General features: G+C 60.0%; 12 protein-coding genes. 2 read left to right on the plus strand and 10 right to left on the minus strand.

Features of this window, described 5'->3' with window-relative positions; translation table 11 throughout:
• Positions 1-30: 30 nt before the first annotated feature.
• From ACIX9_RS10785 to ACIX9_RS23765, 10 genes are all read right to left on the minus strand, one after another.
• The gene (locus ACIX9_RS10785; RefSeq protein WP_013580522.1) at positions 31-633 is read right to left on the minus strand and encodes a cytochrome c oxidase subunit 3; all 603 of its coding nucleotides are present in this window, start codon (positions 631-633) and stop codon (positions 31-33) included.
• Between the two features lie 9 nt (positions 634-642).
• On the minus strand, positions 643-2,343 hold the full coding sequence (ctaD, locus tag ACIX9_RS10790) for a cytochrome c oxidase subunit I (protein ID WP_013580523.1): 1,701 nt from the start codon (positions 2,341-2,343) through the stop codon (positions 643-645).
• 37 nt (positions 2,344-2,380) lie between these two features.
• On the minus strand, positions 2,381-3,487 hold the full coding sequence (gene coxB, locus ACIX9_RS10795; RefSeq protein ID WP_232298695.1) for a cytochrome c oxidase subunit II: 1,107 nt from the start codon (positions 3,485-3,487) through the stop codon (positions 2,381-2,383).
• A gap of 189 nt (positions 3,488-3,676) precedes the next feature.
• Entirely contained in the window at positions 3,677-3,937 is a 261-nt protein-coding gene (locus ACIX9_RS10800; protein ID WP_013580525.1) for a helix-turn-helix domain-containing protein, read from the minus strand.
• A 25-nt stretch (positions 3,938-3,962) separates the two neighbouring features.
• On the minus strand, positions 3,963-5,078 hold the full coding sequence (locus ACIX9_RS10805) for a nucleotidyltransferase domain-containing protein (RefSeq protein WP_041597053.1): 1,116 nt from the start codon (positions 5,076-5,078) through the stop codon (positions 3,963-3,965).
• Positions 5,079-5,086: 8 nt separating this feature from the next.
• On the minus strand, positions 5,087-5,884 hold the full coding sequence (locus ACIX9_RS25785) for an HPr kinase/phosphorylase (RefSeq protein WP_013580527.1): 798 nt from the start codon (positions 5,882-5,884) through the stop codon (positions 5,087-5,089).
• Between the two features lie 100 nt (positions 5,885-5,984).
• Complete coding sequence (locus tag ACIX9_RS10820) at positions 5,985-7,835, minus strand: NHL repeat-containing protein (RefSeq protein ID WP_157477483.1); 1,851 nt, start codon at positions 7,833-7,835, stop codon at positions 5,985-5,987.
• Between the two features lie 61 nt (positions 7,836-7,896).
• Positions 7,897-8,343: a PqqD family protein gene (locus ACIX9_RS10825; protein WP_013580529.1), complete on the minus strand. Its 447-nt coding sequence runs from the start codon at positions 8,341-8,343 to the stop codon at positions 7,897-7,899.
• A gap of 10 nt (positions 8,344-8,353) precedes the next feature.
• Entirely contained in the window at positions 8,354-9,697 is a 1,344-nt protein-coding gene (locus tag ACIX9_RS10830) for an NHL repeat-containing protein (protein ID WP_013580530.1), read from the minus strand.
• Positions 9,694-15,252 carry an IPT/TIG domain-containing protein gene (locus tag ACIX9_RS23765; RefSeq protein WP_013580531.1) on the minus strand — a complete coding sequence of 1,853 codons (5,559 nt, stop codon included), beginning with the start codon at positions 15,250-15,252 and terminating at the stop codon, positions 9,694-9,696. Before ACIX9_RS23765 ends, ACIX9_RS10830 begins: the two co-directional genes overlap by 4 nt.
• A gap of 353 nt (positions 15,253-15,605) precedes the next feature.
• On the opposite strand from ACIX9_RS23765, the gene ACIX9_RS23770 reads away from it, so the two are divergent.
• Both ACIX9_RS23770 and ACIX9_RS10845 read left to right on the plus strand, forming a co-directional pair.
• The gene (locus ACIX9_RS23770; protein WP_157477485.1) at positions 15,606-17,843 is read left to right on the plus strand and encodes a winged helix-turn-helix domain-containing protein; all 2,238 of its coding nucleotides are present in this window, start codon (positions 15,606-15,608) and stop codon (positions 17,841-17,843) included.
• An 89-nt stretch (positions 17,844-17,932) separates the two neighbouring features.
• Positions 17,933-18,421: a GAF domain-containing protein gene (locus tag ACIX9_RS10845; protein WP_013580533.1), complete on the plus strand. Its 489-nt coding sequence runs from the start codon at positions 17,933-17,935 to the stop codon at positions 18,419-18,421.
• Positions 18,422-18,483: the final 62 nt, after the last annotated feature.

The following is an 18,483-nucleotide window of genomic DNA, read 5'->3' on the forward strand; positions in this document are numbered from 1 at the left end:
CCGCGTGCTCCTTTCCCAGCCTTGAAGGGCTTATCTGCCAAACAAGTAAACGACACAAAACACAATGACCCAGACTGCGTCGACGAAGTGCCAGTACAGCGAGAGAATCTCAAGCCGCTCAGCATGCCGCTCCTCCAGCTGTTTGTTCAGGCCGAAGAACGTCACGAGCAACAACATGATCAAACCGACAACGACGTGCGTTGCATGCAGCCCCACCAGCGAGTAGAAGGTGGTGCCGAAGAGGTTAGTCTTGATCGTCAGGCCGTGGTGCACGATGAGGTCAAACCACTCTGCGCCCGTGAATCCAAGAAAGATGAGGCCCAGCAGCGCAGTGATCCCGATCCAAAACGTCGCAGCCGCGCTCTTGCCCTTGCGCAACTCCGCCACTCCCTGGTGTACGGTGAGGCTGCTGGAGAGCAGACAGACGGTTGCCACGATGGGCAGGCTCAGCACTTCATGCGGGGCGGGCCCGCTGAGGCTCTTTCCCAGATAGAAGATATACGCCACCACGAAGATGACAAATATTGTCGTCTCCGCGACGATGAGGCAGAGGATGCCTACAAGCCCTTTGGACGGGTGCGCGGCGTAAGTCTCGGCGAAAGAGGACGAACCGGTGGTGGTCTGGCTGCTCATTGGTTCGCCTCACATTGCATAGTCGGTATCCGGATCGTCAGGGTGCTTCAGATCCCAAAGCGGCCTGCGGCTGTGAACCTCTGGCTCGTCGTTGAAGTTGTAGGCCGGCGGCGGCGAGGTGGTCGACCACTCAAGCGTGCATGCGTCCCATGGATCAGGCCCGGCGGGCTCGCCGTGCCGGAGCGAATCGATGAGGTTCCAGACGAAGATGCCCACCGCGATAGTCTGGAAGATGGCGCCAATGGAGACGAGCATGTTGAGCGTGCCCCAGCCTCGATCCGCCTGGTAGGTGTAGATCCTGCGCGGCATACCGAGAATGCCTGGGATATGCATCAGGTCAAAGGTCATGTGGAAGCCGAAGAGGAAAAGCCAGAAGTGCCACTTGCCGAGCCGCTCGCTCAACATCTTGCCGCTCATCTTCGGGAACCAGTAGTAGAAGGCACCGAAGATCATGAACAGAATGGCCCCTACAAGCACGAAGTGGAAGTGCGCGACCACAAAGTAGGAGTTGCCAAGCTGCCAGTCAAAGGGCGAGACCGACAGCACAATTCCAGTGAGGCCGGCGATGAGGAAGTTGAACAGGAAGCCGACTGAAAACATCATTGGTGTGGCGAAGCGCACACGGCCGCCCCAGATAGTCGCCAGCCAGTTGAAGATTTTGATCCCTGTTGGTACTGCGATGATCATCGTGGCCAGAGTGAAGAACGTATTTGGTCCCGGCCCCAGTCCGACAGTAAACATGTGGTGGGCCCACACACTCAGGCTAATGAATCCGATGGAGATGGTCGCCAGCACCATTGCCGGATAGCCGAAGATCACCTTGCGCGAGAAGACCGGGATGATCTCACTGGCGAAGCCGAATGCTGGCATGACCAGGATATAGACCTCCGGATGTCCGAAGATCCAGAAGAAGTGCATCCACAGCACCGCGGAGCCGCCTGCCTGCGTATCGAAGAAATGCGCTCCTAGATAGCGGTCCAGGCACAGCATGATCTGCGCCGCGGTGAGCGGACTGAGCGCGACCAGCACCAGCAGGCAGGTGACAAAGTAGAGCCAGACCAGAAGCGGCATGCGCATGAGCTTCATGCCCCGGCAGCGCATGGAGATGGTCGTAGTCACGATGTTCAGCGCCGTGCCGACAGAGCCGATGCCGCTCAGCATGACTGCCAGCGTCCAATAGTCTGTACTATGGCCCGGAGAGAAGACGCGCGAGGTCAGCGGCGCATAAGCGAACCAACCAACGTCTGGCGCTGAGCCCGCGCCGTAAAGCCCACTGCCACCGATGACGCTGAAGTAAAGCAGCAACCCGCCGAACAGTGATACCCAGAAGGAGAAGGCGTTCAAGCGAGGAAAGGCCATATCCCGCGCCCCGATCATCAGCGGGATCAGGTAGTTGCCAAAGCCGAAGAGGATGGGCATACCGACGAAAAAGACCATTGTGGTGCCGTGCAGGGTGAAAAGTCGGTTGAAGTTCGCCGCGCTTACCAGGTCGTTGTTCGGCACTGCGAGCTGCCAACGGATCACCAAGGCCTCCGCTCCGGCGATCACCAGGAAGAGCAGCGCTGACAAGATGTACATGATGCCAATGCGCTTGTGGTCGACCGTCGTGATCCAGCCATGCAGATATTCGACCAGGAGCCGTCCGCGGCCTGGTTGAAGCAGCTCAGGCTTGCCCTGCTTGTACTCGGGAGTGCTTGTCGTTGTCGCCATCAATGGCTCCTGCCCGAAGCGGGCGTGTGCGTGGTTGTCACTGCAGAGATTCCAGGTACTTGGAGACAAGATCGATATCTGCATCCTTCAGGTGCATGGCGGGCATCAGTGCACCGTCTTTGTAGTGGCTGGGATCGGCGATCCACTGACGCAGATGCTCCGGAGTATTTGTAACCGCCCCTGACGCCAGCGTATCGCGGCTGCCGAAGTGCGTCAGGTCCGGACCAAATCTTCCATCCGCAACCGTCCCACGAACCTGGTGGCAGTTCATGCAGGCGTTCCTCTCAAACACCGCGCGTCCCGCCGACATCTGCGGATCGAGCGCCGCCGGCAACGCCTGCGCATTCATCCACTGCTGGAACTCGGAAGGCGTCTGTGCATACACCCGGATCAGCATTTTCGCGTGCTGCGTTCCGCAGTACTGTGCACACTGGCCGAGGTACAGGCCAGGTTGCTGCGGGTCGAACCACATGACATTGATCTTGTTTGGAATTACATCCATCTTGCCTGCCAATCGAGGCACCCAGAAGCTGTGGTCGGTGTCAGCGGAGATCATATTGAGATATGTGGGCCGCGGATGGGACGGGTCGCTGGTTGGAATGTGTAACTCATTGGCAGTCACCACCTGCGTGCCCGGATACCGAAACTCCCACCAGTACTGATGTCCCACAACGGTCACATGCAAGGCACCCTCCGGAGGATGGGAGCGCTCCGTAGCAATAATCACTCGAGCTGTAGCGAGAAACAGAACAACCACAATCAGGATCGGAATGACCGTCCACGATAGCTCAATCTGATTGCTGCCGAAGAGTTGCACAGGCTCTCGATCGTCCTGCTGGGGCTTTTCCCGAAACTTAATCAACGCATACAGCAGCAATCCGCCCACCACCAGGAAGATCGCTGTAACGATGCACAGCGTAAGAATCGATAACCCGAAGATCGCTCGCGCCGGTGATGCTGCCGGCATGAAGATATTCGTTGGAACAAAACAGGAAAGCTGCAGCATAAAGGGGCAGTACTCCGAAATAACCGTAATAATTCCGTCTACCACCACCAGCATACCCCATTCGTTCAATGAGACTAGGAATGCCCGTTGCCGTTGAGAGACGCTCTCAAGTAGAGTGCTCTGAAGTCTCTCCCACAAACCTACGCCGCGCCTCTCTTGCGAAATCGACTGACGGCGCTTGACAAGTGTGCGTGCGCTCCATCGATCGATGGAGCGCGGCTCAAGCTCGTTATCGCTCGCAAAGTCGTGCCGTCTCAACTGGTCGCTGCAACACTGTTTGATTTGAAGGTGTCGTATGAGACAAGGACGACAGCATGGTCTTTCTGCTTAGCAGAAGGTCGATACCCGTAAATCTAGAGTATTGGGATTGTCTGATGGGGGAACTTCCGGCATGAAAAGCATGGCGTACGAGATACCGAGCTTTTCAGCGATGGCGATTGCTTGTGTTTGGCTGGGCTTGTCCGTCCCATCTTCCCATGCGGTCAGCATCTCAACGCTAATCGAGCCCTCAGCTAGGCTCTCGATTTTCAGCCCCGCACATGTGCGAGCCCAGGTCAGCATTTCCCCGATGATCTTAGCTACGACCATCGTTTGACCGCTCGTTTCCTCAAGGTCACAGAGCTTGTCTGATTCGAGGCTTGCTCCTTCTTTGCTTGAGGTCCCTGAGCAGTAAGCGAATCGGGCGAAGAAGCGCGACTTGCCAGTGACGCATGAGGCCAAGCCGGTTTGCGAACGCATGATCTGCCTCGATCGTCCGTGTGAGAAGAATTCGCATGTGCTTTATTCGGCACCAATAACGGCCGCCGATGCAGACTTCGGTCTCGACAAAGAAACGGTGTTGCGTCTGCCAATCAAGCTGTCCCGCCGGCTCGCACAGAAGATCCTGCCAGAGACTCTTCGCGAGTGTGTCCATCTTGCGCTTTGTCCGATTGTCTGCAGGGACGATTGGCATCGGCTCCTCCGGGAACAACAAATTCGCTAACTCCGCCCCGAGGACGAGCAGTCGAGAGATTGGAGCGACGTCTGCACGGGGTACAGCGAGACTCCCATTCGGCGCAAATGCACGAAATGCGAGCGCCAGGTCCAAGACGTGGCTTAGCCGCTCGAAGCGGTGACGCACGCCATGCAGAGCAAGAAACAACAACTCATCCTCAGCGGCAAAGTGCCAAGCCGGTTGCCCCTGAAACTCTCCGGGACTAGCTCGCTGCCAAGCTGTCTCAACTTTGAAGTCGAAGGCCAGGGGATTTTCCAGATCAAAATGCAACTCGACCAAGGTCGTCCCTCGACTCCACTGGCGGTGATAGTCGTCCGCGTGACGATTGGGTGCGAAGCCGATCTTTAGCAGGATTGATTCCGCGGCTGCGTGATCGGAGCGCTGCACGAGGAGGTCAAGATCCTTTGCGCTTCGGAAGGCCGCCTCTCCGTAAGCGCGAAGGGCCAGCGATGGTCCTTTGAGCGGCAACACCGGCACAGCGGCCTCGGCAAACGACTTCAGCAGGCCACGTAACTCCGCACTCCAGAAAAATCCGGCAATAGCGCATTGACGCTCGGCGCCGCACAAACGCTTCTCAATCGATGGCGACAAGGGCAGGCCGCTGCGCCGGAGAGTCGAGACGAACGAGGGTAGAACCTGTTCCGCTTCGGCGAGTTCAAACGCCTGCTCCCACTCCACATCGCTGAGGGATTGCGCGCCCACCTTCCCCTGCAGCACATCGAGCAAGCAGTTCATGCCGGCTCTCATGCTGATACCGCATGAAACTCCAGCAGCTTGAGCAAAGCGTGTGCTGCCGGCCCCGCCTCGCCACGCTTCGAGCGGATGACTGACGCATCAGCGAGCATTGAGGTCAGCGTCGCCATAACGCGCGCAGGAGTGCGTTGAACCGGAATCGTGTGGCGTAGCATCTCCAGGACTGACATGCCAGCAGTCATCGAGTCAGGCATCCAAGGCTCATCCCTGGAAAATTTCACGAACGCCACCAGAGCAATCGAGAGCGGTCGCGTGCCCGCTATGCCCTCTAACTCCGTGACTGGCATATCAGTTTGCAACGCATATCCGGGCATTCGAACCTGCAGATTTCGCGCATAGGGATGAACCTTCCCTTCCTGGTCTATCACGGCGTACTCATCCGAGTAATACAGCGCACCAGCGCGCACAAGTTCAGCCACCAGGGTCGTCTTGCCCGCGAAACTCTCCCCTGGAAGCATGAGCCCGTGTCCTTGCCACGCGACCACGCCCGCATGCACAAAGACATGATCGGGCGCGGAATTGGCGACGTGCACCATCAAATCCTGGCGGAGCTGCTCAAGGCTGCTTTCAAATCCTTTGCGAGTGCGGGAGTCTGCCGAAAACGTGAACTCCTCGGCACCAGCAGGAACCTCAGCAACGAGGACGGAGCCATGGGGCAAGACTTTGATTACCTCAGCCAGGAGGTCCGGCGTGGCCACGCGTACACGAAAAAAGACACCGTAAGACTCGCATGAGACGACGGAATCAGGCGTGCATGTCAGCCCCGAAGCTTGACCAGTTGCATTCATCTCGAAGTGTCCTTCCTCATAAAGCCTGGTCTCGACGCTGCGGCACTCTCCTTTGCTTGTCAGAAATTATTCTGCGGAGGATGCCGTGATAAGCGGTTGCTCATGGTTGGGCTGGTGGCCCCAGCAGTGGAGTCTTCACGGGGCTTGCCAGGCCGATGAATTCGACCAGCGCGTTGCTGTTGGAGTTGGAGACCCAGAGGTTGCCGCTGGCGTCGACAGCAATAGCGTAAGGCTCATTCAACGAGGCGTCGAGCCCAATGGTTCTCGTCGGGAAGCGAAACGCGGCGTTGCTTCCGGTAAGCGCGGTGAGGCTATTGCCGTAGTAGTTCGCTGCCCACACGTTGCCTGCACCGTCGATGGCGATGCCCTTGGGAGATGCTCCTGCACTTGCGGTGTCGAGCGTTGCCATGGTCTGGCCTGAGGGGGAGAGCTCGATGAGGCTGGACGCGCCATAGTCTGCGACCCAGATGTCGCCGGAAGGATCGACGGCGATCCCCTCAGGATCGTCGCAGCAGGAGAAGGACGTGACTGCGCCCAGTGGAGTGACTCGCGCGACGCCGTTCTGCACCGCAAACCACGCATTTTGAGTGGCATCAAGCGCGACAGCTGAGGTGAACGGCAGTTGCGATGCAGCATAACCTGAGGCTCCAGACAGGGTTGTTCCATTAGAGGCGAGGAGGCTCGCTGACGAGCTGCCGTAGTCCGCAACCCAGATGTCGCCGTTGGTGCCGGCCGCTACCGCCAGTGGATAGTAGACGCCGCCACCGGTGTAGCCGAGACCGGATAACTCTGCGCCTGCCGGGGAGAACTCACTGACGCTTCCTGAGTAGCTGTTCGTGGGAGTAAAGCTTTGCAGATTGGTCACCCATGCGTTATCGGAGGCGTCCACCGCGATGCCGTACGAAGCATAGAGGCCGGTGCCAACGAAGCCATTGGTTGCTGCTGCAACACCGGTCGCGGAGAACTTGGAGGCGACTCGGCCGAAGTAGTTGGCGACCCACACGGCTCCGGTGGAATCGATCGCAATATTCCCTGGAAGGTTAAGACCACCGCAGCCGGAGGTGCAGTTGCCGTACGTGATGGACAACGTCCAGTCGTGGGGAGCGCTAGCCAAGGTGGGCTGGAATGTGGTTTGTCCCGATGAAGCCGCAAACACAGCCGTTACATTGTTTGCAGGATTGCGAACAATGCTCAATGCCGCATCGAGTGTGGTGGCAGGTTTCGTAGTTCCCTGCTGTGCTGCGGCAAAGAGTGGGCCGCAGGCTGCGCCTCCTTCGGAGTGAGTACAGCTCGCCAGGGCGTTTGCCAACGTATTGAGTTTGGCTGTTTCGAACTTGGCGCTGGATGGCAGGTTCGGTCCCGGTATCGTTCCCGTCGAGATGCTGACAAGGTTCGCCGCCAGAGCGAAGGCGTTGCGCAGACCTGTTGCGTTGGTTGCGGACGACCCGATGGCGGCGCTGGCTCCGAGGAAGGTTGAGAACGCCCAGGCGGCCGCCGCGGTCGTGGCTTCGTTGACGATAGGGGTTGTCGTAATTGAAAGACTGCCGCAATCTCCCAGAGCGGCCACGAGCAGCAGGGCTCGGTTGTCTGTGCCGCCTGCAAGACCCGGATTACCACTTTGCGCCACGAGATACGTCTGCGTCGTGGAGGTGGGGCAGGCGAAGTCTTGCGGAATGCTGAACTGCCCGGCGCTGTTGGATGAGATCGTTTGGCCTGGCAGCAGATTGACCGCGCCGGTTCCGTTGCCGCTGGTTCCAGCGGCGTAAAGCTGCACGGAAGCCCCGATCACAGGCTGCCCTGCCGCGGTTATGTGGCCCGTGAATGCGCTTCCCGGAGCCGTTACTGTGGTTGTCGAAGACGGCGTGGACGAGCCGCAGCCGATCGTGGCTGCGGCTATGCCCAGCCATCCACACGAGAGAATCATGGCGTGTTTGCGGGAGCTGCATCTCATCACGGAGTCTGTCCTGGTGCAGCAGGAAGCCTGATCGGGCTTCATTGTTCGGAGCGCCGTTCTACTGGCGTCGACCTCGGGTACCGGTGGAGCTTGGGGCCGTGCAGTTGACACACCCGGTGTACGCCTGTGCGGCCTTCGGGGCAGCGATGACCGCGATCACCGGCAGCAGCATCGCCGCGCCGACACCGAGCTGGCTTACTGCGGCGCGACGAGAGATCGTCGCTGGTGCGGGCGGTGGAGACTCTGACTCAAGCAGACCGTCGCTCGCGAGAGCTTCAAGTGACAACTGGACAAGCTCCTCAGATACAGTCAGCTTCAAGGCAAACGATGCGGAGACCGAGATGACGGCAGCTGAAGTCTCTCCGTCACACAGATTCCATACGGCCGCGGCGACCGGGTTGAGGCAGAAAGCATTATGGGTCTGCTCGTCATAGATCAAGGTCTCCTGACCGACCTGCTGGATCGAGAGTTGGTGCGTTCTGCGGCGTGGAAACACATTCTTCATTGGGTGCTCCTTACTTCGGGTTGACTGCGATGGCGACTGGAGCTTGAACGAAACCGGTTCCCTGGTAAGGCGAACCAGCGATCACGGTTCCTGAAGGGGTATATGCGCTTACGCTGGCGCCGCCGGAGTTGCTCACCCACACGTTCCCTGTGCCATCGATGGCGATGCCCTTTGGCGTGTTCAGCGTGGCGCTGCTTCCGAACGCCGTGCCCGCTGTGCCTGAGGTGAGTTTGGTGATGGTGTTATTGCCGGAGTTTGCCACCCACACAAAACCACTCTGATCGACAGCAAGCGCAAAGGGTGAGTCGATGCCGCCCGCGGTAAATCCTGCGGTTGGTGAAAGCGCTACGCCCGTCGGACTGAACTCGGATACACTCGAATTCCCCGAGTTTGCGATCCACACATCTCCGGACTGGTCCGCTGCGATGGCCTGCGGTGCGTTTAGACCGCCGCCTTTATAAGTGAGCACGATGGACCAGTCGTTGGGCGGAGAGCTCACGGCCAACGGCGGCTGGAAGACCGGCGAAGCGGAGCGCATCTGGTTGAGGCTGGCTACGTTCAGCGAGGGGTTGTGAGCGATGAACAGAGCAGCCGTTACGGTATCCGTCGTTGCAGAGCCACCCGCCAGGCTGAACAGACCACTACAGCCGCTGTAGCTGCTGCCTGCGGAGTTCACGCAATTCTCAAGGATGTCGGCGAGTGTGTTGATCTTGGCGGTGGGGAGCGTCACGGTTGTCGTAGACGCGACGACCGTACCGGTGCTGACGGCTACAAGTTTGTTGATCGATGCGAAGGCATTGACCAGGCCCGCGGATGGGAGCAGCGGATTACCGGTGTTGGCGGGCGAGCCGATATTGGAGATGCCGGTCATGAAGGGCGACAGAGCCCAGACCGAAGCCACCGTCGTCAGCTCATTCATGTCGATGAAGGCGTTGCCGCCGAGATTGGAACATGTGCCCAGACCTGCCATCAGCGCCAGGTTCGTATTGGTGATGGCTGCGATGCTCCCCACCGCGGCGATCGGTTGGCCACCGGTCCCGACCAGGTAGATCATCGAGTTCGCATCCGGGCAGGTGAACGACGGAAAGGTGAAGTTGCCTGAAGGCGTGGTCTTCACCGCACCCGGCGTGAACAGGGGCGTGGCCGCTGATCCATAGCCCGTCACGCCGACCGCGTAGAGTTGCAGCGCGACGCCGGCCACTGGTTGTTGTCCTCCCATCACAATACCCTTGGCTTGCCCCGCTGCAATGGACACGGGCGCGGGTACAAGCGTGGTCGAAACAGGGCCCACGCCACAGCCCGTCAAGAGGAGTGCGGTGGTAAGAGCAAGGCTGAAGGTTATGTTGCGAATCATGGGCGGGCTCCTGTCGTGTTTTTTGTGACTGACGTAGACAATGGCGAGGTGGGCACGGCGCCGCCAATGACCTCGTCTACCGAGTTGGCTGCGTTGTTGGTGATCCACACATTGCCGGAGATATCGATGGCGATGCCTGTGGGCGCCGCAGTCGTACTTCCCTGCGTTGTGGAGACCGCCGTGCCAACACTCGACAGGACCGTAACCGTGCCATTACTGTTGGCGACCCAGACCTGAGAGTTGCCGTCGATGGCGAGCGCCGAAGCCCCGACGAGACCAACGCTGGTGAAGTCGCTGGCCTTCGCGCCGAGAGACGTGAAGCGTGAGATTCCCGTCCCGCTGGCGTCGATCGACCAGACAAAGCCTGTTGAGTCGACGGCCGCGCCGATCCCGCCGCCGCTGGTGGCAGAGGAGGTGATATTGCCGTTGCCGGCCAGCGATCCGACGCTTCCGCTTCCCGCGATGAAGAGCAGCGGCACGGTCACCGTATAGCTCTGCGAGACCGGCGTCGCCGCAGCATAGATGCCGCTTGCAACCTGCGATGCCGTGATGCTGCATGTCCCGCCCGCAAGATCGGTAACGACACCCAGGGCCACGGTACAGACCAGCGGCGTGGTTGAGCTATACGTGATGGGCGTAGGCGCGTTGGAGGTAGCCTTCAAGACCGGAGGCGTCGCTCCGATCACTGTATTGGCCAGTGCCGGAAAGGTGATCGTGGACGCGATGGCCGTATAGGTGAACCTGTCGGCAGTAACAGTTGCCGATGTACCACCTCCGCTTGTCACGGTGACGTCCGCCACGCCCACGCTGCCGGCAGGAGAGAGGGCCGTGATCTGGGTTGCGCTGATCACCGTAACGTTGGTCGCCGCCGTAGTACCGAAGGACACCGTCGCGCCGGTCACGAAGTTCGTTCCTGTAATCGTCACGGCGGTTCCGCCTGTGGCCGGTCCACTTGCTGGGGAAACCGCCGTCACCGTCGGAGTTCCGCCACTCCCGATCAGGCTGATCGCCTGGGTAGCGGAAGTAACGTTTAAGGCGTTGTCCGTGAAGGTGAGTGAGCCGATGTCAGACCCGGCGGTCACCGGCTTGAAGCTGATGGACTCCGTACAGAAACCGCCTTCCGCAAGCGCAACCGTACTTCCTCCCGCACTCACCAGCGGACAGTTGGAGGCTGCATTCAACGTGAAGCCGGAGGTGATGGCCGGATTCTTTCCGCTGCCGGGCACACTCAGCACCAGGTCTTCGTTGCCGAAGTTCTGCAGGCTGAAGCTCTGCGCAGCGCTCGTGCTTCCGACGCTGGTGGCCGCAAAGGTGAAGCTCGGTGGCGTCGCCGTCGCTAACTTGTAGACCGTGTTCGGACCGTTGTCCGCAATATAGACATTCCCGGCCTCATCCAGAGCCAAGCCGGTGGGTGAGGTGAACCCGGGTCCCAGCGTGAGAACCGTCGGGCTGCTGGACGGAATGCTGCCATTCACCGCCACCATCTCACTGACGGTCCCGGTCGCTGCGTCTGCGACGTACACGTCTCCCGCCGCATCAATCGCCACCCAGTTGGGGGTAGTGAATGCTGGGCCCACCGTCACAATAGCTCCACTTGCCCCCACGATCTCCTTCACGGCATTGTTGCCGAAGTCCGCGACAAAGACATTCCCAAACGCGTCCACGGCTATGCCATGCGGATTGCTGAACGTGGTCCCCAGCGCGTTCACGCTGCCAGTCGATGCAACGATCTCCCACACGGTGCCCGCCTGAGCGTCAGTGAGATAAACGTTGCCCGCTCCGTCCACCGTCACACCCAGAGGCGCGATGAACTTGCCGGGGCCGAGGGTCGCGATCTGTGGGTTGCTTGTGGGTACGCTGCCGCCCACCGCCCGCATCTCCTTCAAAGCACCGTGGCCAAAGTCGGCGACATACACGTTGCCCGCTCCATCCACCGCGACGCCCGTGGGAGAGGCGAACCCGCTGCCCAGCGTCAGTACGCTGCCATCCGCCGCAAGAATCTCTTTGACCGCATTGTTCTTGAAGTCAGCGACGTAGACGTTGCCCGCTGCGTCGACCGCCATGCTGTAAGGCTGGTTGAACCCGCTGCCCAGGATCGCAAGGCTCTGGTTCGTGGGGTACATCACCGCAGGTCCCGTCGCCAGGCCAGTGATCACCGTGGTTCCAAGAACACTCGTCCCTCCCGATGCAATCAGTTGCACGGCTCCGTTGCGAATGCCCGGGGCTCTGGGTTTTAAGGAATACTTCACCGTACAGGTCGCGTTTGCGGCGTAAGCCGTGCCGGTTGCGCAGGTACCACCGGTCACAAAGGCATAGTCCAGGTTCGGCTGTCCGGTTGTCAGCACGTCGATCGCTCCCAGCGTGCCGGCTGTCGTCATCGTCACGGTTGCCGTCTGGGTCGCGCTCGTCGAGCCCACGTTCACAAGGATGAAATAACCGAATTCGTCAGAGGTGTTCGCCTGGCTCGTCCCGGCCGCCCCCGTCACGGTTACATCCACGCTGCCGGAACCCGACGGAGCGACCGCCGTGATGGAGGTCGAACTGTTGACGACCACGCCTGTTGCCGCTTTACCGCCAAACGACACCGTCGCCCCGCTGGCAAAGCCTGTTCCTGTAATGGTGACGCTCGTTCCACCGGCTGGAGGCCCGAACAGCGGGGAAACTCCCGTCACCGTTGGCAAAGTGCCGTAGGTGAAATGGTCCGCCGCACTCGTTGCGCTCGTCCCACCGTTTGCCTGTATCGTCACATCCACGGTACCCGAGGCGCCCGCCGGGGTGGTCGCCGTGATGGAAGTAGGACCGTTTATAAAGAATTCAGTCGAAACGTTATTGCCGAAGTAGGGCAACACGTCGCCCGAAAAACCGGTTCCCGTGATGGTGACGACTGTTCCTCCGGAGGGCAAACCTGAGGACGGCGAGACTCCCGTGACGGTCGGCACAAGGAAGGTGTAGTGATCGGCCGAATTGGTCACGCTCGTCACCCCGCCTGACGTCACCGTTACGTCGACGGTGCCTACGAAACCCCCTGGAGAAGTCGCCACGATCAAACCCGAATTCTTGTAAGTGGACGTCGCCGCGACACCGCCGAAGATGACCTGCGAATCGGCCCCAAAGTTCGTTCCTGTGATGTTGACCGTCTCTCCTCCGCCTGTTATGCCTGAGGACGGCGAGACCCCGGTCACCGTCGGCGGTGCATAGGTAAACTGATCGTTCGCACTCGTCACGCTCGTCGCGCCCGAGACCGTCACGGTCACATGCACTGTGCCGGCAGCATGCGCCGGTGCACTCACCGTCAGCGAGGTCGCGCTGATCACCGTGACACCATTCCCAGCCGTGCCGCCAAACGACACGGTCGCTCCGCTGCCGAAGTCGGTGCCTGTTATCGTCACAGTCGTGCCGACAAGCGGTCCGCTCGACGGGGAAACTCCAGTCACTGTCGGCGCCGCAATCACTTGAAAGCTCTGCGAGACGGTAGCCGCCGCCGCATAGTGCCCCGCTGCGCTCTGCGACGCCGCGATCGTGCAGGTACCCACCTTGAGATCGGTAATGGCGCTACCCGCGATCGTGCAGACCGTCGGCGTGCTTGAACTGTAGGTGACGGGCTGCCCCGAGGTCGCCGTAGCAGCCGGCGTAGGGGGAGTGGTTCCCAGCGCAGCGTTGGCCAATGCCGGAAAGGTGATCGCATTCAGGAGGGTATTGCTGTAGGTGAACTGGTCCGCCGTGGTCTTGGCGCTCAGCTTATCGGGATTCTGCACCTGGATATCCACGACTCCGACCGCCTCAGCCGGCGAGACCACCGTCAGTTGGCTTTCGCTCACAATATGGAAGTTGGTCGTTACCGTGCCGCCGAAATTGACTGAGGTAATCGTGTTCAAGATAGTACCGTTGACCGTGACCGTGGTCCCTCCGGCCGGCAGACCATCGGTCGGTGAGATCGAAGTAATGACGGGAGCCACATCGGTGGCAGTTCCGCTCAAGGCGATCGTCTGGGTCGGTCCCGGGACGCCCGCGCTGTTATCGGTCAAGGTCGCGCTTCCGGTCACGGCGCCATTGTCCGGGGCGAGTGGCGCGAAGGTGATGTTCAGCGCGCAGCTCGCGTTCGCAGCAAGCGTTCCCGCGGAGCCGCCGGCACTCACGTTCGGACACGCCCCCGCACCCACGCTTCCCACCGCGAAGCCGGACGAGAAGCTGGGATTCACCCCGGTAGACGGCACGGGAAACGTCAGCGGCAGATTGCCATAGTTGGTCAGGGTCACGGTCTGCTGGGCGCTGGTCCCGCCGTCGTTCACTGACCCAAAGTTCAACGGCGCTGCGGTCGCCCGAGGCAGCTCCCGAATCGCATTATTGCCGTTGTCCGCAACGTAGACGTTCCCGCCTCCATCCAGCGTCACCCCAATGGGACCACTGAGCGTACCGTTGAGCGTCGTCACGCATGTACTTGCATTCGCGGGAGTACAGCCAGGCGTCATCACCTCAACGGCATTGTTGCCGGAATCACCGACGTACACGTTGCCATTTCCATCCACCGCGACACCCGACGGAGAGCTGAATCCCCCACCGAGTGTGGTGATCGTGCAGCCAACGAAGGAGTTACAGTTCGCAGGCATCGACTTGACGAGACTGTTGCCGTAATCCGCAATGTAAACCGTCCCGCTCGCATCCACCGCAATGTCCTGCGGATTGCTAAAGCCGTTTCCCAGCGGCTCTACGCAGGACGCGGACGTACAGCCTGGGGCAATCACCTTGACCTGATTGTTTGCGAAGTCTGCAACGAATACGTTTCCGCTTCCATCGACCGCGATTCCGATGGGCTCGTTGAATCCGCCTCCCAACGTCGACACGCACTCCGAAGTGCAGTTGGCCAGGATCTTGAGCACCTCGTTGAGATTGAAGTCGGCAACGTAGACGTTTCCGGCGCCATCCACTGCTACTGAAGCAGGTCCGCTGAACGTCTCCAGGGTCGTAACGCAGGCGGAGGTCGTACAGCCCACCGGAACCTTAAGGACGTTCGCGTTTCCGAAGTTGGCGATGTAAGCGTTGCCAGCCCCATCCAGGGCGATCGACCTCGGCTGACTGTAGGTTCCCGGCAAGGTGTTGACCGTCGCCTGCGGGAAGATGGGCTGCGGGCCGGTGCCTACGCCAGAGATTAACGCCGTACCCATCACCACGCCGGCTGTCGACTTCAGCTCCACCGCCCCAAAGCGCAGACCGGAGTACTGCGGCTTGAACGTGTACTTGATGGTGCATTCAAAGTTCGCCTGATACGTCGTCGAGACCGCGCAGGTGCCGCCGCTGGCGAAGTTGAAGTCCAACCCAGCCGCACCTTGCGTCACCACGGAGATCGCGCTCGCCGTGGTGGAGGCGGTCATAGCCGGGCTGGTGACGGAGACCGTCGCAGTCTGCGTCGCGCTCGTAGTCCCCACCGCAACGCTCAACTGAGCGTTCGCGGCCTGTGCTCCGCCCGCCAGGAGCAAGAGTGTGGCAAGACCCCAAACCACGGACAGCTTGATGCGGTGAAGAACAGAACCTGACAGGGAAGCGATGCAATGGATCATGACGTGAGCCTCAGACTGGTTGGAAACTTGGGGGCCCGGTTGCCTCGCACAAGTCATTGCGCTCGGCGGTTACGCGCTCCAGGAAAGCGGGCGCACAAGGAGTAGAGCCGGCTAACGCCGCGGAGGGCATGGCGGATGCAATGCCGCCTTCCCTGCTTTGCTGGATATAGCTCTGTTGCCAAACCCTAAGCGACTGTGCGCGACACGGCCATGAATTCCGGCTAAAATCGATCTAACTTCGATCTAACCTTGCAACCCTTTTGTTGTCAGCACCGAGGACAACCTGCCATGATCTCTGACCTGGTTTTAAGACAACGCACGTGAACGCTGACTCATCTTCGAGACAATCCAAGGTGCGATTCGGAGCCTTTGACTTTGATCTCCGCCGCCAGGAACTGCGTCGGCAGGGACATCTCATCAAGCTGCCTGCCGCTCAACTGCGCCTGCTCAATCTGTTTCTGGAGCGGCCCGGGGAGCTGATCACCCGGGACGAGATCACGGCCCACCTGTGGGTCGACACCGGCACGATCGATGTCTCGAGCGGCATCAACACCTCCATCAATCGCCTGCGCGCCAATCTGAGCGATCCTCAGAGTTCGGCTGAGTATATAGAGACCGTCATCGGACTCGGCTATCGGTTTGTGGCTGAGATCGCCGCTGCTCCTTCGCCGGCACCCGCCCTGCCGGAAGCTCCTGCCAAATCTGAGCCTCCAGTTGAAGAGACACCCGTCCCGCCCTCGGAGGTGGACGAGGTATCACTTCCGATCGCTGAAACGCCTACGGCTCCGGTCACCCGGTCCAACGCTCGAAGCATTCCCCATCGCGGATGGCTGGCAGTCTGCAGCCTTGTATTACTGGTCATCGCCGGCGGCTTTTTCTTGCTGCGCCTTACCCGGGCAAGATCGGCTACTGCCGCGATGCCGGTGACGAAGACAGCTTCGCTGCCCTTTCATCTTCGCCCGGTCACTTTGACTGCGCACGGTGAAACCATCTCAGCGGTGGCCGTATCACCCGACGGGAATTCAGTCGCCTTCAGCAACCGGGCCGGCGTCTCCATCCACACCTTCGGAGGCACCGACCATCTTCTCCCCTCGCGACCTTTCTTCCAGGTCAGCCGTATCTCCTGGTTTCCGGATGGAAAGCAGCTCCTGCTGAGCGGAACGGACACACAAACCAGGCGGCACCAGGTCCTGGGCGCGATTCTCTGGGAAGGTTATCTGCGGCCGTTCGCGGACGATGCCGATCTGGCTACCGTCTCCCCAACTGGAGATTCCGTCGCCTATACGCGGCATAACAATACGGAGCTTTGGGTGGCGGATGCCGGCGGTGAGAACCCGCGCAAACTACTGACCGATGCACGAGGCAGCTTTACTTATCTGATCTGGTCTTCCACCGGTGATCATCTCCTGGCCGATCGCCACACCACATCACCGGACCTCGACAGCTATGAGTCGATCGACGCTCGATCCGGTGCGGTGCTGACCCATGAGAGCGGTCTAGCCTTCCCTTCGGGCTATCTCCTTGAAGATGGGCGTCTTTACTTCCCGATCTCTGGATCGCAAAACCCGGCTTCCGGCAAGACGCGACTGATGATGGTTCACACCGATCCCCGAACCGGAAAACTACTGGAAAAACCGCAGGAGTTGCAGACCTTCAGCGGCTATGGAGGGGCGCTGTCCGCTTCGACCGACGGCAAAAGGATCGCCCTTGCCCTCGATTACGCCACCGTAAACGTCTTCGTTGCGGACCTTCATCTCCCCGGCCCAACGCTCGACAACATCAGGGAGCTTCCTCACAAGGTGGAGGAGAGCTATCCGCACGCGTGGACGCCCGATGGTAAAGCTGTTCTATCTGAGAGCAGCGTGCTGGGCACGTGGGCCATCTTCAAAAACCCGCTGGACGCCCCGGAATCTCAGCTTGTCGCGAAGCTTCCAACCGGCGCCGCCATGGCCCAGACCTCTCCGGATGGCCGCTGGATCATGTTCCTTGAGGTCTCGAATAATGTTGCGGCACCAAGTGGCATCTTCCGCGTTCCGGTAGCCGGGGGCGAGGCAGCGCAGGTTCCGGTCAGCGGTCAGATTGAGGACTTTCTATGCCCTGTCTCAGCCAGCGGAACCTGCGTCCTGCGTGAGACGATCGACAATACGGAGCTGGTCTACCATGCGCTCGATCCCGTCACGGGCATTGGTCGGGAGCTCGCACGGACACCCTGGCATCCCATCGTGCTGGGCGACTGGGGCCTTTCGCCAGACGGTTCCACCCTCTCAGTCACCGATCACGACCTCGTTCATCCGAGCATTCACCTCGTGCCTCTGGGCAATCGGAATGAAGAAAGCCCCAGCGAACTCCCGCTGGTCGGACATGGAGCGCTGTTGGGCTCAAATTGGGCTGCCGACGGTCGTTCCCTCTTCGTTCAATGCAGAACCAGGGATGGTTTTGAACTGGTCAACCTGGACATGGTCGGCCATGTCAAAGTGCTACGCAAGAGTTCGGTACCTCTCTGGGGCATTCCGTCGCGAGATGGGAAGAAGATTGCTTTTCCCGACCGAACGAACAGTAACAACGTGTGGGCCTCCGATACGACACAGTGAGCGATTTCGTCTCTCAAGCTTGCCTAGGTCAAATCAGCTCCGGGCCCTCACCGCGATCGTCAAGTTGTTCCTGTTAGATACTAGGAACTATGCTGAACGCACCATCTTCTATCCATTCTCTGTTGCTGAAGCAGTTCAGCGAGCTCGCCACCTCAGTCACTTCTTTCTATGCTCTGCAACAAGGCATTGTCGAAGGACAATCGAGCGCACTGCCGCACTATAGTTGGACCGGCTTCTACATGCTCAATCCCGACGATCCTGAGACTCTGGTGCTGGGTCCTTTCGTCGGCGATCCTACTCCGCACGTCCGCATCCCTGTGACGGAGGGCATCTGCGGAGCCGCGGTGGCTACGGGAGAGACGGTAATCGTGGACGATGTCAACGCAGATCCGCGCTATCTCTCCTGCTCCATCAAGACGAAGTCTGAGATCGTGGTGCCTATCAATGTAAATGGAAAGGTCATGGACGAGATCGACATCGATAGCCACAGCCCTGCAGCCTTTGGAGAGGACGACCGGGTGCTGCTGCAAGAGACGGCGCGCATCGCCGGCTCCTACATGGAGCAGCATCCAGGCTGAAAGGCCCCGGGAAACCGAAGTGACCCAGCTTCCGTAACCTATACAGAGTTTTGCCGTCAGAC

The organism is Granulicella tundricola MP5ACTX9, assembly GCF_000178975.2.
Classification (GTDB): Bacteria; Acidobacteriota; Terriglobia; order Terriglobales; family Acidobacteriaceae; genus Edaphobacter; species Edaphobacter tundricola.

Coding starts and splice junctions, on each gene's coding strand:
- ACIX9_RS10785 (WP_013580522.1), bottom strand. CDS start 633: ATGAGCAGCCAGACCACCACCGGTTCGTCCTCTTTCGCCGAGACTTAC.
- ACIX9_RS10800 (WP_013580525.1), bottom strand. CDS start 3,937: ATGGTCGTAGCTAAGATCATCGGGGAAATGCTGACCTGGGCTCGCACA.
- ACIX9_RS10845 (WP_013580533.1), top strand. CDS start 17,933: ATGCTGAACGCACCATCTTCTATCCATTCTCTGTTGCTGAAGCAGTTC.
- ACIX9_RS23765 (WP_013580531.1), bottom strand. CDS start 15,252: ATGATCCATTGCATCGCTTCCCTGTCAGGTTCTGTTCTTCACCGCATC.
- ctaD (WP_013580523.1), bottom strand. CDS start 2,343: ATGGCGACAACGACAAGCACTCCCGAGTACAAGCAGGGCAAGCCTGAG.
- ACIX9_RS10820 (WP_157477483.1), bottom strand. CDS start 7,835: ATGAGATGCAGCTCCCGCAAACACGCCATGATTCTCTCGTGTGGATGG.
- ACIX9_RS10825 (WP_013580529.1), bottom strand. CDS start 8,343: ATGAAGAATGTGTTTCCACGCCGCAGAACGCACCAACTCTCGATCCAG.
- ACIX9_RS25785 (WP_013580527.1), bottom strand. CDS start 5,884: ATGAATGCAACTGGTCAAGCTTCGGGGCTGACATGCACGCCTGATTCC.
- ACIX9_RS10830 (WP_013580530.1), bottom strand. CDS start 9,697: ATGATTCGCAACATAACCTTCAGCCTTGCTCTTACCACCGCACTCCTC.
- ACIX9_RS10805 (WP_041597053.1), bottom strand. CDS start 5,078: ATGAACTGCTTGCTCGATGTGCTGCAGGGGAAGGTGGGCGCGCAATCC.